This window comes from Wolbachia endosymbiont (group A) of Barypeithes pellucidus (assembly GCF_964030885.1).
Lineage (GTDB): Bacteria > Pseudomonadota > Alphaproteobacteria > Rickettsiales > Anaplasmataceae > Wolbachia.
Window position 1 is genome coordinate 1,392,825 of sequence record NZ_OZ034985.1, and the last position, 24,754, is coordinate 1,417,578.

General features: G+C 35.7%; 26 protein-coding genes, 1 tRNA gene and 2 pseudogenes. 12 read left to right on the forward strand and 17 right to left on the reverse strand.

Annotated elements, in window-relative coordinates; genetic code table 11:
- Positions 1-458: 458 nt before the first annotated feature.
- The 4 genes and pseudogenes from ACQH1X_RS07090 to ACQH1X_RS07105 all read right to left on the reverse strand — a co-directional run.
- Positions 459-1,148 carry a hypothetical protein gene (locus ACQH1X_RS07090; protein WP_425386109.1) on the reverse strand — a complete coding sequence of 230 codons (690 nt, stop codon included), beginning with the start codon at positions 1,146-1,148 and terminating at the stop codon, positions 459-461.
- Positions 1,149-1,159: 11 nt separating this feature from the next.
- Positions 1,160-2,461, reverse strand: a complete 1,302-nt coding sequence (gene ltrA / locus ACQH1X_RS07095; RefSeq protein WP_425385808.1) for a group II intron reverse transcriptase/maturase — start codon at positions 2,459-2,461, stop codon at positions 1,160-1,162.
- A gap of 26 nt (positions 2,462-2,487) precedes the next feature.
- Positions 2,488-2,874 carry a hypothetical protein gene (locus ACQH1X_RS07100; protein ID WP_246433168.1) on the reverse strand — a complete coding sequence of 129 codons (387 nt, stop codon included), beginning with the start codon at positions 2,872-2,874 and terminating at the stop codon, positions 2,488-2,490.
- 276 nt (positions 2,875-3,150) lie between these two features.
- Positions 3,151-3,611: pseudogene (locus ACQH1X_RS07105) on the reverse strand (phage tail protein); the annotation flags it as partial.
- A gap of 84 nt (positions 3,612-3,695) precedes the next feature.
- On the opposite strand from ACQH1X_RS07105, the pseudogene ACQH1X_RS07110 reads away from it, so the two are divergent.
- Positions 3,696-4,682: pseudogene (locus ACQH1X_RS07110) on the forward strand (IS630 family transposase).
- Between the two features lie 208 nt (positions 4,683-4,890).
- On the opposite strand, the gene ACQH1X_RS07115 reads toward ACQH1X_RS07110, so the two are convergent.
- Together ACQH1X_RS07115 and ACQH1X_RS07120 are read right to left on the reverse strand one after the other, a co-directional pair.
- Positions 4,891-5,841: an IS481 family transposase gene (locus ACQH1X_RS07115; RefSeq protein WP_425386110.1), complete on the reverse strand. Its 951-nt coding sequence runs from the start codon at positions 5,839-5,841 to the stop codon at positions 4,891-4,893.
- 45 nt (positions 5,842-5,886) lie between these two features.
- Positions 5,887-6,171 carry an AAA family ATPase gene (locus tag ACQH1X_RS07120; RefSeq protein WP_425386111.1) on the reverse strand — a complete coding sequence of 95 codons (285 nt, stop codon included), beginning with the start codon at positions 6,169-6,171 and terminating at the stop codon, positions 5,887-5,889.
- A 570-nt stretch (positions 6,172-6,741) separates the two neighbouring features.
- Between ACQH1X_RS07120 and ACQH1X_RS07125 the strand changes: the two genes are divergently transcribed.
- Genes ACQH1X_RS07125 through ACQH1X_RS07135 form a run of 3 tightly spaced genes read left to right on the forward strand, consistent with a single transcriptional unit; the run spans position 6,742 to position 8,604 of the window.
- The gene (locus tag ACQH1X_RS07125; RefSeq protein ID WP_425386112.1) at positions 6,742-7,338 is read left to right on the forward strand and encodes an AAA family ATPase; all 597 of its coding nucleotides are present in this window, start codon (positions 6,742-6,744) and stop codon (positions 7,336-7,338) included.
- Positions 7,325-7,819, forward strand: a complete 495-nt coding sequence (locus ACQH1X_RS07130) for an RNA pyrophosphohydrolase (protein WP_406832574.1) — start codon at positions 7,325-7,327, stop codon at positions 7,817-7,819. Before ACQH1X_RS07125 ends, ACQH1X_RS07130 begins: the two co-directional genes overlap by 14 nt.
- Positions 7,816-8,604, forward strand: a complete 789-nt coding sequence (locus tag ACQH1X_RS07135) for a TatD family hydrolase (protein WP_425386113.1) — start codon at positions 7,816-7,818, stop codon at positions 8,602-8,604. The genes ACQH1X_RS07130 and ACQH1X_RS07135 overlap by 4 nt, the downstream gene beginning before the upstream one ends.
- Positions 8,605-8,609: 5 nt before the next feature.
- Here the strand turns inward: ACQH1X_RS07135 and mdh are convergent, their stop codons facing one another.
- From mdh to ACQH1X_RS07170, 7 genes are read right to left on the reverse strand one after another with little or no spacing between them, the layout of a single operon-like run.
- Positions 8,610-9,569, reverse strand: a complete 960-nt coding sequence (mdh, locus tag ACQH1X_RS07140; protein WP_425386114.1) for a malate dehydrogenase — start codon at positions 9,567-9,569, stop codon at positions 8,610-8,612.
- 3 nt (positions 9,570-9,572) lie between these two features.
- Positions 9,573-10,145, reverse strand: a complete 573-nt coding sequence (locus ACQH1X_RS07145; protein WP_425386115.1) for an NADH-quinone oxidoreductase subunit C — start codon at positions 10,143-10,145, stop codon at positions 9,573-9,575.
- Positions 10,138-10,653: a NuoB/complex I 20 kDa subunit family protein gene (locus tag ACQH1X_RS07150; RefSeq protein WP_164224545.1), complete on the reverse strand. Its 516-nt coding sequence runs from the start codon at positions 10,651-10,653 to the stop codon at positions 10,138-10,140. The genes ACQH1X_RS07145 and ACQH1X_RS07150 overlap by 8 nt, the downstream gene beginning before the upstream one ends.
- A 3-nt stretch (positions 10,654-10,656) precedes the next feature.
- Positions 10,657-11,010 (reverse strand): NADH-quinone oxidoreductase subunit A, encoded by a 354-nt coding sequence (locus ACQH1X_RS07155; RefSeq protein ID WP_425386116.1) that lies wholly within the window; start codon positions 11,008-11,010, stop codon positions 10,657-10,659.
- Positions 11,011-11,028: 18 nt separating this feature from the next.
- Positions 11,029-11,397 carry an HIT domain-containing protein gene (locus tag ACQH1X_RS07160; protein ID WP_425386117.1) on the reverse strand — a complete coding sequence of 123 codons (369 nt, stop codon included), beginning with the start codon at positions 11,395-11,397 and terminating at the stop codon, positions 11,029-11,031.
- Positions 11,398-11,400: 3 nt separating this feature from the next.
- A complete protein-coding gene (locus ACQH1X_RS07165; RefSeq protein ID WP_182367681.1) occupies positions 11,401-11,655 on the reverse strand; it encodes a hypothetical protein in 255 nt (84 codons plus the stop codon).
- Positions 11,656-11,680: 25 nt separating this feature from the next.
- Positions 11,681-12,550, reverse strand: a complete 870-nt coding sequence (locus ACQH1X_RS07170) for a hypothetical protein (RefSeq protein ID WP_425386118.1) — start codon at positions 12,548-12,550, stop codon at positions 11,681-11,683.
- A 185-nt stretch (positions 12,551-12,735) separates the two neighbouring features.
- Between ACQH1X_RS07170 and ACQH1X_RS07175 the strand changes: the two genes are divergently transcribed.
- Both ACQH1X_RS07175 and ACQH1X_RS07180 read left to right on the forward strand, forming a co-directional pair.
- A complete protein-coding gene (locus ACQH1X_RS07175; protein WP_425386119.1) occupies positions 12,736-14,112 on the forward strand; it encodes a UDP-N-acetylmuramoyl-tripeptide--D-alanyl-D-alanine ligase in 1,377 nt (458 codons plus the stop codon).
- Positions 14,113-14,162: 50 nt separating this feature from the next.
- Complete coding sequence (locus ACQH1X_RS07180; protein WP_425386120.1) at positions 14,163-15,113, forward strand: complex I NDUFA9 subunit family protein; 951 nt, start codon at positions 14,163-14,165, stop codon at positions 15,111-15,113.
- An 8-nt stretch (positions 15,114-15,121) separates the two neighbouring features.
- On the opposite strand, the gene ACQH1X_RS07185 is transcribed toward ACQH1X_RS07180, so the two are convergent.
- A tRNA-Arg gene (locus ACQH1X_RS07185) sits at positions 15,122-15,195 on the reverse strand.
- 1,099 nt (positions 15,196-16,294) lie between these two features.
- On the opposite strand from ACQH1X_RS07185, the gene ACQH1X_RS07190 reads away from it, so the two are divergent.
- The 4 genes from ACQH1X_RS07190 to ACQH1X_RS07205 all read left to right on the forward strand — a co-directional run bounded on the left by ACQH1X_RS07190 (position 16,295) and on the right by ACQH1X_RS07205 (position 19,404).
- Positions 16,295-16,894, forward strand: a complete 600-nt coding sequence (locus ACQH1X_RS07190) for a peroxiredoxin (RefSeq protein ID WP_425386121.1) — start codon at positions 16,295-16,297, stop codon at positions 16,892-16,894.
- A complete protein-coding gene (gene trxB / locus ACQH1X_RS07195) occupies positions 16,881-17,819 on the forward strand; it encodes a thioredoxin-disulfide reductase (RefSeq protein WP_425386122.1) in 939 nt (312 codons plus the stop codon). The genes ACQH1X_RS07190 and trxB overlap by 14 nt, the downstream gene beginning before the upstream one ends.
- 85 nt (positions 17,820-17,904) lie before the next feature.
- Positions 17,905-18,879 (forward strand): hypothetical protein, encoded by a 975-nt coding sequence (locus tag ACQH1X_RS07200; RefSeq protein WP_425386123.1) that lies wholly within the window; start codon positions 17,905-17,907, stop codon positions 18,877-18,879.
- 144 nt (positions 18,880-19,023) lie between these two features.
- The gene (locus ACQH1X_RS07205; RefSeq protein WP_425386124.1) at positions 19,024-19,404 is read left to right on the forward strand and encodes a hypothetical protein; all 381 of its coding nucleotides are present in this window, start codon (positions 19,024-19,026) and stop codon (positions 19,402-19,404) included.
- On the opposite strand, the gene ACQH1X_RS07210 is transcribed toward ACQH1X_RS07205, so the two are convergent.
- Positions 19,345-20,574 carry an IS256-like element ISWpi15 family transposase gene (locus ACQH1X_RS07210; protein ID WP_425385875.1) on the reverse strand — a complete coding sequence of 410 codons (1,230 nt, stop codon included), beginning with the start codon at positions 20,572-20,574 and terminating at the stop codon, positions 19,345-19,347. The two genes, ACQH1X_RS07205 and ACQH1X_RS07210, sit on opposite strands and share 60 nt — an antisense overlap.
- A 280-nt stretch (positions 20,575-20,854) precedes the next feature.
- Positions 20,855-21,865: a hypothetical protein gene (locus ACQH1X_RS07215; protein WP_425386125.1), complete on the reverse strand. Its 1,011-nt coding sequence runs from the start codon at positions 21,863-21,865 to the stop codon at positions 20,855-20,857.
- A gap of 136 nt (positions 21,866-22,001) precedes the next feature.
- Between ACQH1X_RS07215 and elbB the strand changes: the two genes are divergently transcribed.
- On the forward strand, positions 22,002-22,709 hold the full coding sequence (gene elbB, locus ACQH1X_RS07220; RefSeq protein WP_425386126.1) for an isoprenoid biosynthesis glyoxalase ElbB: 708 nt from the start codon (positions 22,002-22,004) through the stop codon (positions 22,707-22,709).
- A gap of 178 nt (positions 22,710-22,887) precedes the next feature.
- Positions 22,888-23,196: a hypothetical protein gene (locus tag ACQH1X_RS07225; protein WP_253307278.1), complete on the forward strand. Its 309-nt coding sequence runs from the start codon at positions 22,888-22,890 to the stop codon at positions 23,194-23,196.
- Positions 23,197-23,198: 2 nt separating this feature from the next.
- Here ACQH1X_RS07225 and ACQH1X_RS07230 read toward each other — a convergent pair whose 3' ends face one another.
- Positions 23,199-24,746 (reverse strand): peptidoglycan D,D-transpeptidase FtsI family protein, encoded by a 1,548-nt coding sequence (locus tag ACQH1X_RS07230; RefSeq protein WP_425386127.1) that lies wholly within the window; start codon positions 24,744-24,746, stop codon positions 23,199-23,201.
- Positions 24,747-24,754 lie beyond the last annotated feature (8 nt).

A 24,754-nucleotide genomic window follows, 5' to 3' on the forward strand; every position in this document is an offset into this window, starting at 1 on the left:
CAGCGCGTGACGCTATCCAAGAGGGTGTCATTCCAGTGCTTGACACTGGAATGGCTTTGTTGCATCGCTATTTATGAAAGGCTAACTATAGTTAGGATTATAAGCAACCTATTGAAAATCTTGTTTTTTTGCAATCAATCTGATCAAATTTAAGAATAGTAATTTATTATTTATATTAATAAATTTAATTCTATTGAAAATAGCTAAAGCATTGAAATTCTTGAATTTTAGCCGGATTAGTGAGTGGTAGTGAAATTTCTTTTACTCAAATTTAGGTATTCACTGACCGTTCTTGTTATAAATACCAGAATAATAAGCTACTGATATTCTCTATCTTTTTTATCTTTAATCCATCATAGCTAGCGATGCAACAAAGCCCACTGGAATCCAGGAATTTTGATTAGAGATTAAATTGGTGAGTATAAAAGTAGCTAATCCTATGTTAAAACACAACGTTTTTAATGGGATTGCGTAAAAGGACTGGATTCTCTTTTCCCGATTTTACAGACTTCGTCTGTTTGACGCTGAGTACTATCAATCAGTCCGACTTCCTCCACATCTTCCACCAGTTCTTGCCTTTGTTGACTTGTTCCAGCGTACCTTTGTAGGAATGCAGAGGATCTCCCAAGTTCACTTAGATTCCATTTTAACACATGACACGGCCTTCGATCCCGATAGAGTGAGTTATATCTTGCCTTTGCGTTATTCCTCATGCTGTCTTCCATCGTACTGAAGATGTCGACCTCTATGCTGTTGAAAATTTCGGAACTCAATACCTTCACTTTCGTTGCATCCTGTGTTATCCATTCCACTAGCTTTACTACGTTCGTTACCTCCCATAGCATAGTGGTCTGTTCCAAACTGTTGGCTAGACTTTGTTTGTGTTGGATTTTCACCAACTGTTCTCTAAGCACTTCTTGGCGCACCAGTATTGTTTCACCTTTTTCGTCTTTTTCATTAATATTCTTAAACGAGTTCTCTAATAATTCATAAAATGACTTATTAAAAGCTTCTCTCTTTTCCTCACTGAACTTGTTCGGTAGAAGCTGTAGCTTTACTCCTCTCGTTTGAGTTATATTACTACAACTCCCCCTAAAGAACCGTGCTTGCAGATTTCCCGCACACGGCTCATCAATATTAGTTTTCACAGTCGTCCCTCTTATGCATATAAAGAAAAATGTATTTTTGGCTTTGGTAATGGATTTACTTCTACGTAGTGTACAAACTGTTCCCAGGTCATACTCTTTTTCTGACTACGCCGATTTATCCATTTAAATGCTAGCTTTCTTACTGATGTGTAAAATTGTTTCAAACACCAATAATTTCCGCTAATACCAAAGTAGTTATAGTGTCCTGTTAATTTAGCCTTCAGTACTTGCCACCAATCTTTAAGTCGAATACTTCCGCGGACTATTTTCAACCACTCCTTGATTTCTTTTAGTTTTCTGGCTAGATTTAACTTTGAGGTTTTATGTCCCATTATTAATCTACCACGACGACTTTTTGCACCATAGTGCGTAAACCCCAGAAAATTGAAACTTTCCGTCCTTCGTTTCTCTCTTATCGCTTGTTGCCACTCCCTCTTGCCAAACTTTACTACTCTGGTCTTGTTTTCAGATACTTCCAACCCAAATTTATTTAGCCTTTGTTTCAGTAATTCCAGAAATTCTTCCGCGTCTACCTTACTTTCGCAACAAACCACAAAATCGTCGCAAAACCTTATTAGTTGTATATATCCTCTGGATCTTGGTTTAAATTTCTTTTCTATCCATAAATCCAACACATAATGTAAGTATATATTTGCTAATACAGGACTTACTATACCACCTTGGGGTGTACCTTGTTTTGTTGCTTCATAATTTCCAGCTTCGACTATCCCTGCCTTGAGAAACCGCTTTACTAACCACAGCAAATTTGGGTCAGTTATTCGTTCCCTTAGACATCTCATTAGCCATTTATGCTGTATATTATCGTAGAACTTCTTGATATCCACTTCTACAATGTAGTTTATTGGCTTGTACATAACTGCTTTATCTAGTGCATTTACCGCTTGATGACAGTTTCTTCCAGGTCGAAATCCATATGAGCTGTCCAGAAAGTTTGCCTCGTAAATATTTTCTAATATCTTCTTCAGCATAATCTGTACTAATTTATCCTCGGTCGATGGTATTCCGAGTCCGCGTTTCTCTTTACTTCCAGCTTTCGGTATATATACCCTCTTTACTGGTTGTGGTTGATATTGCTTCCTCTTCATACTTTCTACTAGCACTTCGAGTTTCTCATTCAGATTTTCTCCGTATGATTCCACTGTTATCTGGTCTACTCCACAAGCCTTGTTACGCTTCAGTTCTTTATAACATCTCGCAAGATTCTCTGTATTTATCAGATGGACTAACGATGTGAATTTTAGTCGCTTATCTTGCTTTGCTCTTACTGCTATCTGGTTTAGTTTATTTTGCATGTTATTCCAACCTCCGTTGTATTGGCCTAGCAATCCCTATTCCAGTTACTATATTGCTGATCGCTTCCCCTTGTACGTGGCTTTCCCACATTCTGAGTACTATCAATCAGTCCGACTTCCCCTGCATCTTCCGCTAGTTCTTGCCTTTGTTGACTTGTTCCAGCGTACCTTTGTAGGAATGCATAGGATCTCCCAAGTTCACTTGAAGTCCATTTCAATACATGGCACGGTCTCAGATCCCGATAGAGTGAGTGATAACTTGCCTTTACGTTATCCTTCATGCTGTCTTCCATGGCCATGAAAATGTCGACCTCTATGTCTTCAGGTATTTCGGAACTCAATCCCTTCACTTTCGTTGTACCCTGCATTGTCCATCCCACTAGCTCTATTACACTCGTTACCTCATGCAACATAGTGGTCTGTTCCAAACTGTTGGCTAGACTTTGTTTGTGTTGGATTTTCACCAACTGTTCTCCAAGCACTTCTTGGCGCACCATACATACCTCACTATAAAAACATACATAAAGTCGCCTAATTTGGCTCACTTTAGTGCAAGATCAATTTTTTTTATTTACTTGCTACTATTTAAGTTATGCGCGTTTTAGCATAAAAAGGCAAGTCTTTTTTCGCGTAGTACACCTTTTTTAACTAAATACTAATATAATATATGAAGATATAAAAATATATGATTAGGTTATTAAACATATCACCCGTTTCTCTTCCCAACTTCTGTTTAAATGACGATGTTCGTGCCACCCTGGGTAAAACACTAAAATGTAACTTTCTAACTCGTGTATTGCGTCCTTTTGCCTTAAATCTAAATTGTTTTCAAAATGAACATAGTGCTCTGCCACACCAAATCCTATAACTTTTTGGTTGGTAAAATCTTCTACCTTGTAGTGGTGAGTAACGCTAAACCTTTCTAAAATTGGCTTGTATTTTAAATTCCACAGTTGTTCAGATACTTCCTAGTAAAAACTTGCTCCCTTCTTCTTCTGCACTTGTAACCGGAAAACATGCGTTCTAAACTCCAACTGTCCGATAATACTATTGCGCTTTAGCAAACTTAATTGCCGGTCTGTGGTAGCGGATATAGCGCTTTGAAGTTATACCACAAATGATTTCGTTCATAAATACCGTTATAGTTCTTATACCAATTCCCATTACACGGCAAATAGATGGACAATAATGGAAGAAAAGCCATAATGAAGTAAGTAAAATAGTTGAGGTATAAATGGCATTAAGATCAAAATTATTGGATGAAAAAGTAGTAGAATCAGCAAAAGAAATGCTGAAGAAAGTAAGGAATAATGCATATGTTTCAAAAAAACTAAATGCTGTAATTGCAGCAAAAAAGTACAGTATAACGGCTGTAGCAAAAATATATTGCATTTCAAGAAGCGCACTAACTTCGTGGGTAAAACTCTTGAAATTTGGCAGAGAAGAAAAACTGTTTGCTCCTCCACAACGCCGTAGAAAAACTAAATTAAATCAGGCTCAACTACAACAAATTGAAGCATGGATAGAAGAAAATCCTAATATTACCATTAAAGAAATGAGAATAAGAATCCAGGAAAAGTTCGGATTAAATATCAGTAAATCTACAGTACACCGCCATATGCAAAAGATGAAATTCTCATATATTACACCAAGACCAGTTCATAATGAACAAGATAAAAGCAAACAAGAGGAATTCAAAAAAAAATCTCAATGGAGCTATTAGCAAGTATCCAGAAAAAGAGCTATTTTTCTTTGATGAATCACGGTTTGGCACACATTCAAAGGTTGGACATGGGTGGTTTAAAAAGGGCACAGGTTAAAACAAAATTAGGTAGGCAAAATTTCTATCTCTATAGTGCGGTTAATCCTAGAAATGGAGAGAGTTCTAGCTCAAATGTCAACACTGATTGCATGAACATATTTCTTGAGCAGATGTCGCAATATCTAGAAACACGAGAGGCTTTTCTCGTTATGGACTGTGCTAGTTGGCATAGGTCAAAAAATTTAAAGGTACCTAAAAATATCGACATTATATACCTACCTCCATACTCACCTGACTGTTGAGAGGCTTTGGTTGTATATAAAACAGAACATTTTGCGCAATAAAATATACGATACAATTGCTTTGCTTGAGGGCGCTTTGTGCAAATTTATTACTTCTCTTGCCAGCTCCACAATTAAACAACTCTGCAATGTCTCCTATTTGACTGGTCAACAATGAGAATTGGTATTACTTGAACATTCTTTGTGTCTCTACGGCACACCTAACCCAAGAAAGGTTTCCCTACGTCATACCGCCGCGGCGCTAACGAGTAGCGGAATGACGAATTTGTTGTTTTTCAAATTGTAGGTAAACCTAAGCCACTTTAGCTATAAAAAGTAGATCATAGCCAACGTTTAAGCCATGTGTTAAAGCTTTTAAAGAGGTCTTAGATGTATGGTCCCAGAGTGTGATGGTGTGGATTTAGTATAAATAATTCTGGAGACTGTGTCCACTGATAACATATAAATTCATAAGGAGTAAGACCCTTAAGAGTTTTGAGTCTCTTTGCATAATTATAAGCCATAACAAAGTTATAAAGGTGTTCTTTAAGTTGCTGGTGCGATTGATAGTAATACTTCTTAACTGTAGCATCCTTTAAAGTTTTATTCATACGCTCAACTTGCCCATTTGTCCAAGGATGGCTAACTTTTGTCAAACGATGTTCAATAACATTCTCTTCGCAAACTCTATTAAATATGTGTTGGAAAGCATACTTATGACGCTTCTGGTTTGTAAATTGTATACCGTTATCTGTCAAAATAGTATGGATTTTATACGGTAAAATTCTAATCAAATTACGTAAGAACTCAGCAGCTATGGGTTTTGTAGCACTGTTACGCAACTCAACATAGGTAAATTTGGATGTCCTATCAATAGCAACAAACAAATGTAATTTGCCCTCCTCAGTTCTAACTTCAGCAATATCAATATGAAAGTAACCGATAGGATATTGTTTGAATTTCTTTTTTGACTTAACTTCTCCATCAACAGTTGGTAATCTGCTAATGTTGTGTCTTTGTAAACAACGATGCAAGCTAGAGCGAGTCAAATGCGGAATTGTAGACTGCAGAGCGTAAAGGCAATCATCTAGTGGCAGTAGTGTATACTTGCGAAATGTAACTATTATAGCTTCCTCTTCTAGCGTTAAAACAGTCGATCTTGGATGCTTTGGACCCATATCAGCATCTTTCGTAAATGAACGTTTTCTCCACTTAATAATAGTTTTTGGATTAAGGTTATAATGCTTGGAGAGTTTTGCTATGCTCTCTTTTCTATTTTGTATTGCTCTACGAATCGTCTGTGTTGTTTTGGCGCACCCATGTAATATTTGTCCCATAACTCCTCCTTTGATGGTATTTTTTTCTCATATTTTATCATACCATCACACTCTAGGACTGTACATCTTAGGCACCATATCAAGGAATGAAACTCCTGCTGCCATATGAAATAGCCAAGAAATAAGAAAGTCACTTTTTCCTACCTTAGGTGCACCAGCAAAGACTAAAAGCCCTCTTGGAGTTAAGATTCTTGGGGCAATTGTATCCTCCGGCATTGGTGATTTGTCACTCAAATATTGTCTTGCAGGAAATGAAACAAATCTCTTCGTCTTTAGAATATCAGTAGTTGGAGTATTGTTATCTAAGTGGAAAAAGTCACCTCTCCCCACTCGACTTCAAAACCGAACTTGATAGTTTCCCATCATCCGGCTTCTCTCTAATAATGCATGTATTTTTTGGTATTCTTAAAAACAATCAACCATTCAATAGTGATTTAGTAAAATAATTTTAACAGTAAGGAGTAACATGAGCTTATGCTCAACGGTTTTGAAATATATACTATTTAACATAAAAGACCGTGCTTAGAGTTCTAGTGCTATATAGGTTGTACCCTACCATTTCATTTTGATAGAGATACTCGGTTATCTTACAAAATAAGCCTTATTGTATAAGAAGACACGATGATAAGCTAGTGTAACTGTGCGCCTATATAAACTAAAAGCACAGTTACACTAATTTATAGAAGATGTAATCTTAAATTGTTTTGTTATTTTTTATCTTTTTAGTCAAATAATTTGTTGACAGTAAAGACAGTATCTATTTTCAACGCGACTGTTCGTTAAAGGTATTACCTGCATCTATTTTATCATCATGTTTTTAGCATGTACAATGTATATACTTTTTATATAATTGAGAATAGCTTTTTACTAATATTCATTATGGGCAAGACTCTCATCTACTTGATCGGCTTTCCAGGTAGTGGTAAGTCTACTACTGCAAAGGAACTGTGTAAAATCATTGATGCGGTGATAGTAAGCAATAATCTATTCAATAATATTATATTTGATATTGTTAAATTACAGAATGCTGAAGTTCCAGATGACCTATGGGAAAAAATTTTTGCAGTCAGAGAAAATATATTAGCAATACTGGAAAAATATTACGTAAAATCAAAACATTATATATTTACAAATGAATTGGTAGAGGGTGATCCCTATGATCAGAAGATATACAACTCAGTGGTAAATTTAAGTAAAAAAATGGGTGCGGAAATTCTTCCTGTGGTACTACATTGTAATAATGAGGAACTAGTAAGGCGTGTTCAATCAGAAGAAAGGCACCAGGAAAATAAAATTACTGATTCGAACTATGCCACGAAGAAAATTAAAGGAAAAAAGCTATTTATACCTGGAGGTACACTTGAAATTGATAACTCAAACTTAAGTGCAAAGGAAGTTGCAAAGAAAATTGTTGAAGAGATGAAGGAAGAAAAAAATGGAAAATTAATTAAAACTTCTATAACAAATAATTTAACAACAGGGGATGCTTGTGATTAAGCAGAAAAGTGAATATCGTCCTTGTGTTGGCATAATGCTATTTAACAAACAAGGACATGTCTTTATTGGAAAACGCTTTGATAGCGACTCTTACTGGCAGATGCCACAGGGAGGGGTTGATGATGGTGAGGAACTGGAACAAGCAGCGTTACGTGAGCTGCTAGAGGAAGTTGGTACAGATAAAGCAGAAATTATAGCTAAAAACAAAGATTGGATATACTACGACTTGCCTGAAGAAGTTATACCAATATGCTGGAATGGAAAATATTCTGGTCAAAAGCAAAGGTGGTTCTTAATGAAGTTTTGTGGAGAGGATAAGAATATTGATATTAATTATACTGATCATCCAGAGTTCAAAGAGTGGCGTTGGCAAAGTGTAGATAGTTTAGTAGCCAGTGCTATATCATTTAAAAAAGAAGTTTATAAAACAGTGATAGAAGAGTTTTCTTCTACAATAAAAGCCTCAACAATAAGCTCATGATAGTAGATTCTCATTGCCACTTGATTTATTTTTCCGATGATGAAATACCAAAAGTAATTTCAAGGGCAGAGCAAAATGGTGTAAAGATTTTGCATAACATATGCATAAGCGTTAATGATATTCCTAAATTACTAAAAATTTCTTCATCCTATGATCAAGTTTACTCCTCTGTTGGTGTGCATCCACTTGATGCTGCCATAGAAAACGGTGAGTGTATACATGTTGATGAATTAGTTGAATTTACCAAAAATCAAAAGGTAATTAGTATCGGCGAAACCGGGTTAGATTTTTATAAATCTGGCAACAAAGACAATCAGAAAAAAAGTTTTGCATCGCACATAGAGGCAGCAAGAATTACTGGGTTACCCTTAGTTATTCACACTAGAAATGCTGATAATGAGATGATTGATATGTTAAAGTCAGAAATGAAAACCGGTACTTTTGGTGGAGTGATGCACTGTTTTGCTTCTTCTAAAGAGCTTGCTTATCAATCTATAGATTTAGGATTATACATTTCATTTTCTGGGATCATTACCTTTAAAAATGCGAGCTTACTCAGAGGAATTGCAAAAAATGTACCGCGCGAGCGTGTTTTAGTCGAAACTGATGCACCGTATCTATCACCCGAGCCCTATAGGGGAAAAAAGAATGAACCAGCAATGGTGAAATACGTTGTTGATTGTTTGGCAGAGTTGTGGAATCAGTCACCCGATAAAGTGGCAGAGATAACCACAAGCAACTTTTTTAGGCTATTTACAAAGCTGAGCTATAAAGAAACTCTATAAAACCATTAATTTGTTTGTGAACCTAAAGATTTCACTAGTTCTTTCACTGCATTCACAGATTTATCGAACATTTCTCGTTCACTATCATTCATTTTAACTTCTAGGATCTTTTCAACTCCATTTTTTCCAATAATTACAGGAACACCAATAAACAAATCTTTCACGCCATAGTCACCATTAAGGTAAGCAGCACATGGTAATATACGCCTTTTATCTTTTAAATATGACTCTAGCATACATATAGCTGAAGATGCAGGAGCGTAGTATGCAGATCCAGACTTAAGCAAATCAACTATTTCTTTACCGCCATTGCGAGTGCGCTTCACTATTTCATCAACTTTTTTCTGCGTAATGAGACCCATATCGATAATTTGGGTAAGTGGAATGCCAGCAACTGAAGCACAATTGATTAGTGGTACCATAGTGTCGCCATGTCCTCCAAGCACAAAGGCAGACACATCTTCAACGGAAATATTTAGCTCTCTTGCAAGAAAATAACGAAAACGGGAAGAATCAAGCACTCCTGCCATTCCAACAACCATATTAGCTGGAAGGTTTGAAAATTTATGCACCACTGAAACCATGGCATCCAGAGGGTTGGTAACCACTATTACAAACGCGTTTGGAGAATATTTTTTAATATTTTCGCCAACCTCCTTCATTACTTTAGCATTGGTTTGCAGGAGGTCATCCCTGCTCATTCCTGGTTTTCTGGCAATGCCAGCGGTTATTATAATTGCATCAGAGTCTTTTATGTCTTCATACTTATTTATACCAACTAAGTTAACATCAAACCCATCAATGGAAGATGACTCTGCTATGTCGAGTGCTTTACCTTGTGGTATTCCATCACTAATATCAAGTAAAACAACATCACCGAGTTCCCTTAGTGCAATCATATGGGCGAGAGTTCCACCGATATTTCCTGCACCGATTAAAGATATTTTTTTTCTTTGTACTATCATTTTCTACTCCTTTGTATTTACTTTTATGGTTTTACCTTCCCAAGGCGATAGGCTATCAAACATACGAAAATCTTGCGGTAAATCTATAGGATTATATACAACCTTTTTTGCCTCTATATCATATCTTACTTCCTCATAACCAGTGAGAGGGAAATCTTTTAACATTGGATGACCTTTGAATCCATAGTCTGTTAGAATCCTACGCAAATCGGGGTGATCAAAAAACTCTATTCCATACATATCAAATACTTCACGCTCAAACCACAAAGCCGTACTAAATATCTTCGCTACACTTGGAAGTATGTCGCTTTCACATAACTGAAGCTTTATGTGTACTCTAATGTTATGCACAATGCTGAGCAGATTGTATATTAGCTCGAAACGCTTCTCTCTATTTGGATAGTCAACTCCAAAAATATCAACTAATAGTTCAAACCTACACTTTTCATCATCACGTAGAAAGAGTAAGTGCTTTTCAATTTCATCTAAAGTTGAATATATTACAATAATGCCATCATCTTTTTGAATGCACTCACACTTGGTCTTTTTTTGTATATGCCTTGCAGTTTTATCCATGCTTTATATTCTGAGTTCGTTTTATTTTGTTTTGTAGGCATAGCATTCCATATAGCAACGCCTCAGCAGTTGGTGGACATCCAGGGACATACACGTCAACTGGCACAATTCTATCACAGCCTCGGACTACTGAATAAGAGTAATGGTAATAACCACCACCATTTGCACAACTTCCCATAGAAATAACATACTTCGGGTCTGCCATTTGATCATAAACCTTGCGCAATGCTGCTGCCATTTTATTAGTTAGTGTGCCAGCAACAATCATCACATCTGATTGACGTGGGCTTGCACGGAACATTATGCCATATCTATCAAGATCATAACGGCTGGATGCAGTATGCATCATCTCAACTGCGCAACATGCAAGACCAAATGTCATTGGCCACAATGAACCAGACCTTGCCCAATTCATTACATAATCTATTAAATCACCAAATTTAGTAACAAGAAACCCTTCTTTTTTATAACGACCCCAGTCATCATTAGATAGAATTTGATTTGTCATAAACTACTCCCACTCTAATGCACCTTTACACCATTCATAGATAAAACCTATAGTGAGTATTGCAAGAAATACCATCATAGACCAAAATCCACCATAGCTTATCTTAGATAAAGAAACAGCCCAAGGAAAAAGAAAAGCAATTTCTAAGTCAAATATTATAAATAATATTGAAACTAGGTAAAATTTAATGTCAAATTTTTTTCTTGCACTGGATAGTGGATTGAAGCCACACTCATATGTGGAAAGCTTTTCACCATCTGGCTTACTCACTGCAAGAAACATAGGCAATATACCTAAAGCAAAAGATACTACAATTGATACGCAGATAAAAATTACTATGGTTAAGTATTCGCTCATTTAACAAAACATATAACACTATGAATTTACATGCTTTCCTAACTTTTTACCACCTAAAATATGCACGTGAAAGTGTGGTACAACCTGCTCTCCATTTTCACCGTAGTTAGTAACTAATCTATATCCTGTTTTTTCTAGATTATATTTGTGTGCTATTTCTCTAACAGTTTTGAAAAAACTTATTATCTCCTCTTCAGAAGCTTTTAGAATAAAATCATCGTATGAAATATATTGATTTTTGGGTATAGCTAAAATGTGAACTGGTGCATCAGGGTACTTATCGCGAAAAGCTAGTACATTTTCATTTTCATGTACCTTCTCACAAGGTAACCCATCTCTTAATATTTGAGCAAAGATGTTATTGCTATCATAAACTTCATTGCTCATATTTTAAGAGCGACCTTTCCCTCTTCCTTCGTTTTTCTCTACATTAGGTGTAGATAGTGGTTTTATCGTTTCACCAGAAGCATTTTCAAGATTTAAAGAGCTTACAAGTTCCCTTGCTTTTACCATGTTCTGCTGTTCTTTCAAAGAGGTTTCTATTCCATTTACCCTTTTTCCAGTAATAACTCCTGGTTGTAAGTAATACATATCCCCAGGAACAGTTAAACTATGATGTCTTTCCTCTATTTTAACTTCATTCATAATACTCCCCTTATAACTCATAACTTTACCCCCTACTCCTTATATTTTCAGAACCCTGCTCAACTTTATTCTGCCAATTTGCAGTTTCCTTTAATAACTCTCCTCTACTACTATCTACAAATGTTTCAGCAGCTTCCAATGCCTTACCCCTATCACTAGCAGATAAAGCCAGAGTTTCTGAAGACTGACCAGCCTTTAGTAACCCTTCGCTACTTGCAGGTTTCGCAGCTTCTGATAACTGCTTTTGATCATCATATTCCTTATACAATTTTTCTGCAATACCATACAGCAATTTTAAGTCTGTGTGAACTTTAAATTCTCCGCCAGTAATTTTTGCTAGCTTTTTAAGGTTGCCACCAACTCCTTCAGCTCCTTCAGCAATTTTTTCAAGAGCAAGCTCTTTTATTCTTTTCTCATCAATTCCTGGATTGTTCTTTTTGATGTCTTCAATTATTTTTTTAACATCAACTTCAATTACAACTTTGTTTTCTTCTTTAAAGATAGTTACATTTGGCAGGTTTTGCTTTATTTTACCTAATCGTTCTGGCGTCAAATAGGGTATATCCCCTGTCAGAGTCCTTGATGCTAAAAAAGTTACCTTTCCTGTTCCTTTCTTTTGCTCCATTATTTGGACACCAAGATCCTCACTAGCTTGTGTGGTTTCTATAGGTGGATCATATTCTTCAAGTGGGTTGCCAATAATAGAACGTCCGCCATTTTTTATGTCGTGCCGCATTTCATCCCAGGACTTAAACCAATTCTTTGGCCATATAGGGTACACTGCACCCTTGACTAGAACTTTTACACCTCTACCCAGAAAACTTCCTACTCCCGAAGCTGCATTACCAACTTTAGCTAGTATAGAAGTAGATTCTTCATTTTTTCCTGTGAACATACATACCTCCAAGGTACTTTCTACAACTAAATACATTTTAATTATAGACGAAAAAATTTAAACTTCTATATCCATTGTAAGATAGAATTATAGGGATTGCAACCATTATTTGTACATTGTCTAAAACATGTAGTATTTTCGCTACTTTTATTGTTCAATTTATTATAAAGAATACTCTCTAAATTATGTTTAAATGGAGCACAAATAATATCATTGATGCAACTGGCGGAAGAGACGTAAATGGTTGTAATTGGATACATAGCTCAAATATTTCAACGGATACAAGAAGCATAAAAAAAGGTGATTTATTTATTGCACTCAAGGGAAAGAATTTTGATGGCCATAATTTTTTGCATGAAGCGTTTTTAAAAGGGGCAGTAGCTGCAATAGTAAGTGAGGGTAAATATAAAAATTTTCCTCTCGTTATTGTACAAGATACCCTGAAAGCTTTGCACGATATGGCATCATACTATATTAGAAATGTTCTTGTTGACGCTAAAGTTATTGCAATTACAGGCAGTGTCGGGAAAACTACTACAAGGGATATGCTGCACACTGTTTTATCGCAATATGGAGTGTCCCATGCAAACGAAGGTAACTTAAATAATAATATAGGATTGCCTTTGACAATTCTAAAAGCTCCAAAAAACTGCCAGTACTTAATCCTTGAAATGGGAATGAATAAAGCTGGTGAAATAAAAGAATTATCAAAGATTAGTAATCCGAATATTGCAGTTATTACCAACATCGAACCTGCACATACTGAAAATTTTTCATCACTATTTGACGTTGCACAAGCGAAGTTAGAGATTCTGTATGGTATGAAAAATAACGGTACTTTGATTTTGAACAGAGATAATAAATATTATGATTATCTCTCATCACATGCCAATAGAAATGTAATAAGCTTCGGTAAAGATAAAAATGCTGAAGTTTGTTTGTTGGACCTAATAAGAAATGATGACGGGCTAAATTTAAAAATCAGGCTGAGTGATAATCAAACTATAAACTGTAATTTACGTGTGCAAGGTGAGCATTTTGCTTATTCGCTACTTGTTGCAGCAGTAGTTGTGCAGAGCCTCGGACTTGATTTATCAAAATTACCACTTGCACTTAAGAATTTTAGTGTAACGAAAGGTAGAGGCAATATTCATAAGGTCAAATACAATAAAAAATATATACATTTAATTGATGACTCCTATAACGCCAGCCCTACTTCGATGAAAACTGCAATAAAAACTTTGAGTACATATTCTAATCAGAGAAAAGTAGCTTTGCTTGGTGATATGTTGGAACTTGGTGATAAGAGCATAGAATTCCATACAGATTTGGTTAAGATTATCACAGAAAATAATATAGATAAAGTTTATACAGTTGGTAAATCTATGTTAGAATTACATGAGCTTTTGCCAGATAATATAAGAGGCGCACATTTTAATGATTCTAATCAATTGAAAAGTGATTTAGCTAACATTGTTCAGAATAATGACGCAATTCTAGTTAAAGGTTCACAAGGAATGAAAATGGATCTTATTGTACGGGAATTCATAATAGAATATTAAGCAAAATCATTGTATTAATTTACAGTAACAAATTATTAGGAACTTTAATCGTGACAAAACGTGTAATTATTTTTGGTGGAACGGGGTTTATAGGGAAACACATCGTAAGACGCTTGGCAGAAGAAGGATATTTAATAAAGATATTCACTCGTAATCAGGAAAAAGCTGCTTATTTAAAATTGTGTGGCAATTTAGGACAAATATCGATATTTAAAGGCGATTTTTTTGATGAAAAATCAGTTCTAGAGGGTATGGAAGAATGTGATGTAGCTATAAACTTAGTGGGAATATTATATGAAGCAAAAAAGCACGATTTTTACGCTGTTCACGTTAAAATAGCTGAAAGGATAGCAAAAGCTGCAAAAATGAAAAATGTACCTATGATGATACATTTTTCTGCTATGGGAATAGAAAATAGCAAGTTGTCAAAATATGCTCAAAGTAAATTGGAAGGTGAAAAAGCTGTAACTTCAGCATTTCAAGAAGCAATAATAATTAGGCCAAGCCTTGTATTTGGTAAGGAAGATAACTTCTTTAATAAATTTGCAAGACTAGCAACTATTCTTCCTTTTTTGCCGCTAATTGGCAATGGAACAACTAAATTTCAACCAATATGTGTAACAGACTTAGCTGAAGTGGTATATCGTATTATCAGTTTTAATAAGCAAGACAAGAAAATTTATAACATGGGTGGACCAAAGGTTTACTCTTTCAAAAGCTTATTGAAGTTTATTCTGAATGTTACTAACAGAAAGTGCTTGTTGATCAATGTATCTTTTCCAATGGCAAAGTTAATAGCTTTCTTTTTAGAAAATAAAATTATTTCTATGCTGCTAAAACCAATAACCGGAGATACGAACCCTGTGCTTACTCAAGATCAGGTGAAAGTTATGATGAATAGCTCAATCGAAAAGTCAGCTGACCTTGAAACAATGAAGGTTCGACCATTAGCAATTGAAAATGTGGTGCCAGAATACTTGAAGATTTATAGAAAGTATTGATAGAAGAGTGTGCCCGGTGGGATTCGAACCTACGACCCACAGCTTAGAAGGCTGTTGCTCTATCCAGCTGAGCTACGGGCACACAACATATATAAAATGCTTCTTAGTACAAGTGAAGTCAAGTATTTCGTGTGAATATGATGTTTATCTTGCAACACCTTGTCATTGCAATTGTGTGTCACGCGCTGCCGAAATTGGATGCGAGAAGTCTATTTATTTTAGAAAATGTTATATAGAAACTTCCTTGACAAACCTCGCCACCCCCCTTATCATGAAACTGAAGGTATTCAGTTATCTTCATCTGTGCAGATTAAACAGCAAGAAAACAACGTAGTTGGCGTCTTATTTTTAATTTTTTGCACTATGTGCACCTTATGTCTTCACAACATTTCTGGGTTTTTACCTATATAAGCTGAAACGCGCTTATAAGTCGTTTAAGACAGTATAGTACGCCAATTTGCAGGATTAGGGAGTGAACACTAATTACCACGGGGTTTCTTTTGCCTTTTTTTCTGCTTAGTAAATTTCTTAAACATTTTAGCTAAAGTTAGTTGCACTTAAAAGCAGCTAAATTGCAACGTTTAAGGCTTAAAAAACGCCAATACTGAAAATAGACAATGACCAGGGTTTCTTTTGCCTTTTTTTTACTTGGTAAATTTCTTAATGTTTATAGCTAAAAGAGCCCAAGAGAGGTGTCATTCCAGTGCTTGACACTGGAATCCAGTTTTCCATATAATCTCATCGAAAACGTTGTAACCACTTTCAATGCTAGTTTGCTTGTTTACAAGCAAACTTTCCTGGATCCCAGTGTCTGGGCACTGGGATGACACCATTCTTTTTCCTGGATTCCAAACTGGGATGACAGCTAGCCTGACAATCGTCATCCCGCTGCTTGTTAGCGGGATCTATGTGAGATACCGTGAATAAATCACGGTATGACGTAGAAGCTATACTTTTATGCTTACCAACCCAATCAAAATCCTGGATCCCGCTGCTTGTTAGCGGGATGACAAGAAAGGAGCAGCAGGATGACACCATCATAAAGTGAAACTAGATTGTATCTTATCGGTAAAAAAGAAGAGCTATTTTAGGAAGTTTTTATAGGGCTAAAACTAAAGAAAACTTGCATATAAGTTCATCAAGATGTAAAATTGAAGTTATTTTAAAAGAATAGGTCAATTATGAATCTTGTAACAAAATCTGCTATCGATTTTACTGCTTCAGCTGTTCTCTCCGGCGGAGAAATTGTTGATGATTTCTGTCTGAGTGAGTGCATAAAAAATAAGTATGCTGTCCTTTTTTTCTATCCACTTGATTTTACCTTTGTCTGTCCAACTGAGTTGATATCATTTAGTAATAAAATAGAGGATTTTTCAAAACGTGGTGTTGAAGTTATAGGGGTAAGTGTAGATTCAAAGTTCTCACATTATAAATGGCGAAATACTCCAGTTAATAATGGTGGTATTGGAGAGGTTAGCTACACTCTAGTGTCTGATATCAAAAAGTCTATATCAAGAGACTATGGGGTCTTATATGATGACTCAATTGCGCTGAGAGCAACTTTCGTTATTGATGATAAATTTATTGTACGTCATCAATCGATAAATGATTTGCCTTTAGGGCGTAATATCGATGAATTCGTTAGAATCGTTGATGCAATTAAACATAATGAGGAGCATGGTGAAGTATGTCCAGCAGGGTGGAAGAAAGGTAAGCCAGCAATGCAGGCAAGCGATGAAGGAGTAGCTGATTATCTAAACTCATACAGTGAAGAATTATAAATTTAGTACAAAAGTTCTTATTATTGGATCCGGAGCAGCGGGTTATGCTGCCGCTATATATGCAGCACGTGCACACTTAGAGCCAATTGTAGTAACGGGAATGCAGCCTGGTGGTCAGCTTACAATTACTACAGATGTTGAAAACTATCCTGGTTTTGTTTCAATACAGGGTCCAGAACTAATGGAGCAGATGAGATTGCATGCAGAAAAGGTTGGAGCAAAAATAATAGATGATGAGATAAAAAGCGTTGAACAACTTGAGGATTCTAATGAGTATAGGTTTAGATCTTCTGGTAATATCAATGACTACTATTCAGATGCAATTATAATTGCATCTGGTGCGCAAGCAAAATGGCTTGGTCTGGGGGGTGAAAAGGAATTTCAAGGTTACGGAGTTTCAGCTTGTGCAACTTGTGATGGTGCGTTTTTTAGGAATAAAGTTGTAGCTGTGATTGGTGGTGGAAATACCGCTGTTGAAGAGGCGATATTTTTAACTCGATTTGCCAAAGAAGTGATATTAATACACAGACGTGATAAATTGAGAGCGGAAAAAGTAATGCAGGATAGACTCTTTAAAAATGATAAAATAAAAGTAATGTGGAACCACACCGTAGAGCAGATTCTTGGAGAAGAAAATCCAAAAAAAGTTACTGGTATTATAGTTAAATCAACGGAAGCTCAAGAGTTAGAAGTGGATGGAGTGTTCATTGCAATTGGGCATGCACCAAATACAGGTATTTTTAAAGGCTTTGTTGAAATGGATGAGCAGGGTTATATAATTACAAAACCTGGAACAACTTTAACTAGTAAAGCAGGAGTATTTGCTGCAGGTGATGTTCAAGATAAGGTATATCGTCAGGCAGTAGTTGCAGCAGGAACAGGGTGCATGGCTGCACTTGATGCAGAGAAGTTTTTAGAGTTGTAGTTAATTCTAGGATTTTGAATAAATCGCTTGCAATTTTCCTTTTCTTTTTCATAATTATATTAGTAAATTATTAGGTAGGTTTAATATGCTTTATGGAAGGAATAGAACAAGTACTGCTGGTTACGGATATAATCAGAGAACTCCAAAACCGCTTACAAAACAGTTATTTAAAGCTATTGATAATGAAAATCTAGAAGCTTTTAAACAAGCTATAGCAGAAGGTGCGGATGTTAATGCGTTTGATGAGGAGGGCATGACACCTTTGATGTCTATTGCTAGGGCCTGTGATGCCAGCTATGATAAACAACCTGTGCTAGAGAAAATGGCTAAATTACTCATACAGAACAATAATATCAAAATTAACGTTCAAGGTAAGCAACCTGTTTATAAGGAAAGGCAAAAGAAAGACAGCCAAGATCGTGTGGTTTTTCGATACCTTGGAAAAGAAATAGGACGTGATGATTCTTCGGGTTCCAAGCACTTTATACTAAGAGATGGATGGGGATCAATAAATGCTAATAAATTCAAGTACATTGACAGTAATAAGATAGTAACGAAAGATGATGATAATGAACCTATATGGTTTACTACTGATGATGTGGTAGGACGTCATGATGAAAATGCTGGTTTCAAGATTTTGAAAGAGTACTATGATGGAGTGAAGGAGCAGATAAGAACATCCGAGATACAAAGAAATACTGCCTTACATATTGCTTGCCAAGTTGGAGCTAAAGATATAGTAAAAATATTGCTCACGCACCCAGATATAAAAACTGATGTTAGAAATTGTGAAGATAAAGATCCTAAAGATTGTATTGCAAGAGGATTTGAGGATACAATAAAACTAGAATTAGAAAGAGCACAAAAAGGAAAACAGTTGTTAAATGTTCTTTCTAGCGGAAATATTTACCAAGCGAAAGGACTATTAAATCAAGAACTTAACCCTAATTGCTGGAAAAGAAACCAAAATGGAGAAATAGAAACACCCCTGAGCTTAATTATCAGATCATGTTTACAAGGAATAACACAAGATAACAAAGAAGTATTGACAAAACTTTAAAAACATAAAGACTTAGATTTTAGCCAAATAAGATCAATACCTGCAATAGAGAAGAACATACAATTAAAGCAACCAATTGAACAAGCTATTACAGAGCGATTAGCTGATGCTATTAATAGAAAAGATCTAGGTGATGTAAAAGAATTGGTAGAGGATAATTGTTTCATAAATCGTGCGATTGTTACTGCTGCATTGAGGAATGTTAATAATCCAATCGAATCTATTACAAATTATTTAAATGAGAAATTTCCTGCAAATACGAATAATATACCAAAAGATTTTGAGGGGTTTGTAGAAGAACTTGAAAAGACAAAAGCTCAACTTGTAGAGAAAGAGCAAGAGCTAACGAATAAAACTGTCGAAATTTCACAATTAGAAAGAGATTTGAAACAAGTAAGGGAAGAAAGAGATAGGCTTTCATCAGAAATCCGGGGAGTGTTAAATAAACTGTGTCAAACCGCATTTTTAGTTCGACTCAATTTTCAATCTGCCAGGAAAGAAAACATCAAGTTGAGAGATAGTTAATGCCCAATCATGTACAGGCATCGTCCACTTTTCCTCTGCCTTCTTTATAGCACAATATACCTGCTTATACAAGGCATTTATGCTGGTAAATGAGCCTTTGGTCTTAGTGAATTTCCTAATTTGCCTATGTAGCCCCTCTATGGGATTGGTGGTGTAGATTATCCTCCTAACTGGACCAGAATACTTAAAATAACCAGACAAGTTTTCCCAATTATTCTGCCAAGATTTTATAACCATAGGGTACTTTGTGCCCCATTTTTCATCCAATTCCAACAGATAATTCTCGGCAATTTCCTTGCTTGAAGCTTGATATACCTTCTTTAAATCGCTCAAAAAACTCTTCGCATCTTTACTGGCCACATACTTCAGTGAGTTGCGTATCTGATGCACTATACACATCTGCACTTCCGCATTAGGAAAGACACTGTTTATAGCTGCAGGAAAGCTTTTTAGCCCATCAACGCAGGCAATAAGGATATCTTCTACTCCTCTTTCTTTGAGGTCATTTAACACTCCCAACCAGAAGTTAGCTCCTTCACTTTCAGCCAAATAAAAACCTAATACTTCTTTTTTGCCATTTTGATCTATGCCTAATATGTTATACATGCATTTACTTACGCAATGCCCGTCCTCTTTGACTTTAAAAAACATGCCATCCATGAAAACTATCGGATATACAGACTGCAGCGGGCGACTACGCCATTCGTTGATTACTGGTAGCAATTTGTCAGTAATACTTGATATCTCTGCCGCCGATATTTTGTGATCATAAATTTCCTCAACATGTGACACTATATCTCTATAGCCCATACCACTGGCAAATGTGCTCAAAATCTTCGTTTCAAGCTCTGGATGTAAGTTTGTTTGCCTTTTTTTGACTATTTGTGGTTCGAAACTTCCTTCTCTATCTCTTGGTGTTAATAGCTCTGCACTTGTACGTAAAGTTTTTGCATTTCTCCCATTTCTTCGATTATTCTCTTCGCTTTCAGCCGACAAGTGGTTTTCTATTTCACCTTCCAGGCTTACCTCCAGCAACTTTTTTATAAACGGTGTTAATGCTCCATCTCTTCCTGTCAACGGTCTTCCTTCTCGTATAGACGACAGGATATTTGTTTCTAATTCTTTATAATCTACCAAACCGGTAGTTCTGTTTACTACTTTCTGACTCATTGTCAAACCTCCATTTTTTTATATCAATTTATTACTTTTTTTTCGGTTTGACACAGTTTATTTAACACTCCCTTAAATGGTGCTATATTGGGCCTTAACTTGACGCGTATGGTTTATTTAACACTCCCATTTTCTGTGAAAGACAGATATAGAAAAACAAGAGTATCCACCTTAAGTTCATTGAATTTTCTTACCCTTGTTTCTTAACTTGACGCGTATGGTTTATTTAACACTCCCCTTTCTAATAGTAATTTTTGCGTCAAAACGCTCCTCAAATGCATCAACTCGGTCCTGTGATTCCTTCTCCACTAACTCGTTCAGGACTTGGACTATCTACTTGAGAATCTGGCTTCATTTCCTGAGCTTTCTCATTAACTTTTTGTTCTACCTCTGTTATGTTACTACCAATTGCCATAATTGCAGGTTGAAATTCGCTCATAAAATCTACAAGTTTCTCCATGTCTTCCTCATGAGTACTAGTACCCTTGCTCATAAGATTGTTCAAAAGATCGGCATTATCTTCCCCTATTAACTGTCCTATGGCTGCTAGTTGCTCTTTATTTTGAAGCATTTCTACTATCTTTTTCTCATTCTGAGCGTCTTCCACGCTTTGCTCTGCTTTTAACTTACTATTGTCTGCAATACCTACAAGCAAGTCCCTATATAATCTATCAAAATTATTCTCTCTTGCTTGAACTGTAGGTAATTTATCTATTAAATCCTTATATGAACTTTTCACTGCTTTTCCTGCTTCAATCGCGCCTTCTTTTATTTTTTCCCCTGCCTTTCCTATACCTATTCCTACATAACGTGCTCCAATAGCTACAAGTGCTATTAATGTAGCAAGCACAATAAGCGGAGAAAATGCTACTCCTAATACTATTCCAGTAGAAGCTATTCCAATTTTTTTGTTTGCAGATGCTGATTCAAAATAATTGACTAGATCATCCAGCGGACCTTTATTATTATTTATAACATTACCTATTGCTTGATCATTGACATGCTTTAGCGCATCTTCTATTACTTCTAAGTTGGTTTTTTCAAAAGTTGGACTTTTAAGTGCTTCTTCAATGAATTTTATAAATAATTCTTTGTTTACCTCCTTTTGCAAGCCTTGGTCATTAATCGCTAAACCTAAATCTTTGAGATTCATCCCTTTAACTTGTTCTGATAGGGCTTCAAACAACTTCCCTTTTTCTTCCTGTGGGAATTGTGCGATGCTTTCTATTATATCTGAAATAGCTTTTCTTAGTTCTTGGTAGTCAGTTTCATTATCAAAGAACTCAGCCACATTTTACTCCATTGACTGTAAATATGCCTAATTATACATACTAATTATTAATTATATCATAATTGATATAACATACCCCTTTCCAAATATAGAATTTGTATTAAAATATCTAGATTATATGAAATCAAGGTACTTTATGGGTGAAAAAAAATTAAAAGCTGCTGTGATTTTATCAGGGTGTGGTCACCTTGACGGTGCAGAGGTAAGAGAAGCGGTTTTAAGTCTGCTTGTGCTTGATCAGCAGGAAGTGGATGTTAAATGCTTTGCACCTGACATCAATATCACACAAGTTATGAATCATAAAACAAAGGAGGCAGTGAAAGAAAAAAGGAATGTACTTGTAGAAGCAGCAAGAATCGCAAGAGGCGAAATATATGACTTAAAAGAAGCCAAAGCTGAAAATTTTGACATGCTAGTCGTACCTGGTGGATACGGGGTTGCGAAAAATTTATCTGACTTAGCTAAAAATAAAGACATGGTGACAGTAATGCCTGAATTTGAAAGATTAGTTTCAGAATTTTTTGTCACAAAAAAGCCAATAGGAGCAATATGCATATCTCCAGCCGTAATTGTTTCAATTTTAAGTAGCAAGATAGGTAAAGAAGAAAGTGAGATTAAGGTAACTATAGGAGATGACAAAGAACAGTTGATAGAGAAGCTTGGCGGCAAACACATAAAGTGCGATACAGGGTTATCAATCGAAGACGAAGAGTATAATGTATTTTCCTGTTCTGCTTATATGCGTAGCGACGAAAGTACATACTCTGTATATCAAGGGATAAAGCATATGATTGACAGTATGGTAAAAAAGATTAACAAAAAAACTAAACAACCATTCCTCTAAGATGTAGTAATTTAGACTTCCTTACACAATTAACTGTTGAACTTTACATTCCTAGCTGTATTATGGTTATATAGCTAAGAGACCTAGGTTTACTGACTATTACTTGTTAGTGGTATGGCGTAGGGCTGCACTAGCTATATATATTTAGCTCTTTTTTTATAAACGTAAGGTATTTTATATGTCAGACCTTTTCTATATTGAAACTACGTGTTGTATGGACGGTCAGTGTGATGTCTATACAGGGGAAGTAAGTTTTAATGATGTTATGTTAGGCAAGTTCAGTCTAAATTCGTGCAGCGGGAAAGAAGCTATGATAAATCTAGATGTTATTACATTCGATATTAATATCGCTATTGATGGTCAAAATGGAAAGACAATAGAAAGAGACCTTAAAGGTCTTGAATTTGTAACTAAAGATGATGGTTCTTGGTATATTAATAAGAATTTTGGTAATGATAGATTTGAAGTTATAGTAAAGCAATCATAATTTTACATCTCAGGTGTAACATTTAGTATAGGTGCTATTCTATTTATAATGTTCTTTACTATAGGCGCAGCAATTATTCCCCCGGTATGGTGTATCCCTTGAGGTTCATCAATAGCAATTAGCACTATATACCTTGGGTCAAGCATGGTTAGCACTCCTATAAATGACGCTATGTTTGCATCTTTGCTATATTTACCATCTACAACTTTTTCCGCCGATCCAGTCTTTCCCCCTATTGAATATGCCTTTATTTTTGCTCTGCTGCCAGTGCCATCCGTTACTGCTGCGCGTAATAATTTTCTCATTTCCCTGGAAGTTCTTCTTGAGATAATTTGCTCTCCTATACTTCTTTTATTCAACATCAAGGTTGCGTTATGAAATATCCCATTGTTGATTAATGCTGCTGCAGTTTGTGCAAGATGTATAGGAGTTACAGCTATGCCATAACCATAAGATGCTGTTATTAAAGTGCTTTCACTCCATTTATCCGGGATTATCGGTGTAGATTTTTCTGGTATTTCTATTTTCAAAGGAGAAAATAGCTTCATAGCTTTAAAGTATTCTACTTGTTTTTCAATACCTAATTTGACTGCAATTTTTGCTGCACCAATGTTGGATGATTTTACAAATATATCTTGCACAGTAATTTTTGGAATTTTAGACTTGTGAAAATCCTGAATTTTATACTTTCCAATGGTGATTGGTGTTGATACGTCATATAAATCGCTAGTTTTTGTAACATTTGCATCAAGTGCTGCGGCTATTGTAAAGTATTTTAATACCGACCCCATCTCATACACCCCAAGACTGGCGCGATTAAACTTTTGTACATCTTCTGCCTTATTCTGTAGGTTGGGGTTAAAATCAGGTAGACTGATCATCGAGATGACTTCACTATTTCTCCCATTTAAAACAATTCCTACTCCGCCGAGTGCCTGATATCTGCTTACAGCTTTAGTTAGCTCTTCATGCACTATGCTTTGCACTCGTGTATCTAAGGATAGTATTATGGGCTTTTCTTGCTCATTGTTTTTACTTATATATGCCTCAATTCCTGCAATACCATTGCCATCTATGTCAGTGTAACCAAGCACGTGTGAAAATAAATTACTGTGAGGATATATACGTTTTACATCGTTATAGAAGTTTATTCCTGGCACGCCGGCATTTTTTATTGCTAACAGTTCTTTTGGAGTCAAGTGCCGCTTTATCCAAGCAAATTTCTTTTCTGAAGTAAGTATTCTATATAAGTTCTCGTATTCGAGGTCATGCAAAGTAGAACACAGTTGTGCTGCTATACTTTCCGGATTCTTTACTTTGGTTGCATCTGTATATAGTGATGTTGTGGGCACATTTGTTGCTATTACCACTCCATTTCTATCCAAAATATCAGGTTGTTTATGTACTATATTATCTTTTCTAAAATTTTCTGAAGTAGTAGGTTGATCAAATGTTAAAGAGAATATGCGAAAAATAATTATTATATAAAATATAAATAATGGTACTATAAAACACAGTGAGCGGAGCTTGTTTTTAAGTAATGCTTGCATATTTACTT

What these genes read in the sequence shown, in the direction of transcription:
- ltrA (WP_425385808.1), bottom strand. Translation starts at nt 2,461, where the DNA reads ATGCAAAATAAACTAAACCAGATAGCAGTAAGAGCAAAGCAAGATAAG.
- ACQH1X_RS07100 (WP_246433168.1), bottom strand. Translation starts at nt 2,874, where the DNA reads ATGTTGCATGAGGTAACGAGTGTAATAGAGCTAGTGGGATGGACAATG.
- ACQH1X_RS07115 (WP_425386110.1), bottom strand. Translation starts at nt 5,841, where the DNA reads ATGGGACAAATATTACATGGGTGCGCCAAAACAACACAGACGATTCGT.
- ACQH1X_RS07130 (WP_406832574.1), top strand. Translation starts at nt 7,325, where the DNA reads ATGCTTGTGATTAAGCAGAAAAGTGAATATCGTCCTTGTGTTGGCATA.
- ACQH1X_RS07135 (WP_425386113.1), top strand. Translation starts at nt 7,816, where the DNA reads ATGATAGTAGATTCTCATTGCCACTTGATTTATTTTTCCGATGATGAA.
- mdh (WP_425386114.1), bottom strand. Translation starts at nt 9,569, where the DNA reads ATGATAGTACAAAGAAAAAAAATATCTTTAATCGGTGCAGGAAATATC.
- ACQH1X_RS07145 (WP_425386115.1), bottom strand. Translation starts at nt 10,145, where the DNA reads ATGGATAAAACTGCAAGGCATATACAAAAAAAGACCAAGTGTGAGTGC.
- ACQH1X_RS07150 (WP_164224545.1), bottom strand. Translation starts at nt 10,653, where the DNA reads ATGACAAATCAAATTCTATCTAATGATGACTGGGGTCGTTATAAAAAA.
- ACQH1X_RS07155 (WP_425386116.1), bottom strand. Translation starts at nt 11,010, where the DNA reads ATGAGCGAATACTTAACCATAGTAATTTTTATCTGCGTATCAATTGTA.
- ACQH1X_RS07160 (WP_425386117.1), bottom strand. Translation starts at nt 11,397, where the DNA reads ATGAGCAATGAAGTTTATGATAGCAATAACATCTTTGCTCAAATATTA.
- ACQH1X_RS07165 (WP_182367681.1), bottom strand. Translation starts at nt 11,655, where the DNA reads ATGAATGAAGTTAAAATAGAGGAAAGACATCATAGTTTAACTGTTCCT.
- ACQH1X_RS07170 (WP_425386118.1), bottom strand. Translation starts at nt 12,550, where the DNA reads ATGTTCACAGGAAAAAATGAAGAATCTACTTCTATACTAGCTAAAGTT.
- ACQH1X_RS07175 (WP_425386119.1), top strand. Translation starts at nt 12,736, where the DNA reads ATGTTTAAATGGAGCACAAATAATATCATTGATGCAACTGGCGGAAGA.
- ACQH1X_RS07190 (WP_425386121.1), top strand. Translation starts at nt 16,295, where the DNA reads ATGAATCTTGTAACAAAATCTGCTATCGATTTTACTGCTTCAGCTGTT.
- ACQH1X_RS07200 (WP_425386123.1), top strand. Translation starts at nt 17,905, where the DNA reads ATGCTTTATGGAAGGAATAGAACAAGTACTGCTGGTTACGGATATAAT.
- ACQH1X_RS07210 (WP_425385875.1), bottom strand. Translation starts at nt 20,574, where the DNA reads ATGAGTCAGAAAGTAGTAAACAGAACTACCGGTTTGGTAGATTATAAA.
- elbB (WP_425386126.1), top strand. Translation starts at nt 22,002, where the DNA reads ATGGGTGAAAAAAAATTAAAAGCTGCTGTGATTTTATCAGGGTGTGGT.
- ACQH1X_RS07225 (WP_253307278.1), top strand. Translation starts at nt 22,888, where the DNA reads ATGTCAGACCTTTTCTATATTGAAACTACGTGTTGTATGGACGGTCAG.
- ACQH1X_RS07230 (WP_425386127.1), bottom strand. Translation starts at nt 24,746, where the DNA reads ATGCAAGCATTACTTAAAAACAAGCTCCGCTCACTGTGTTTTATAGTA.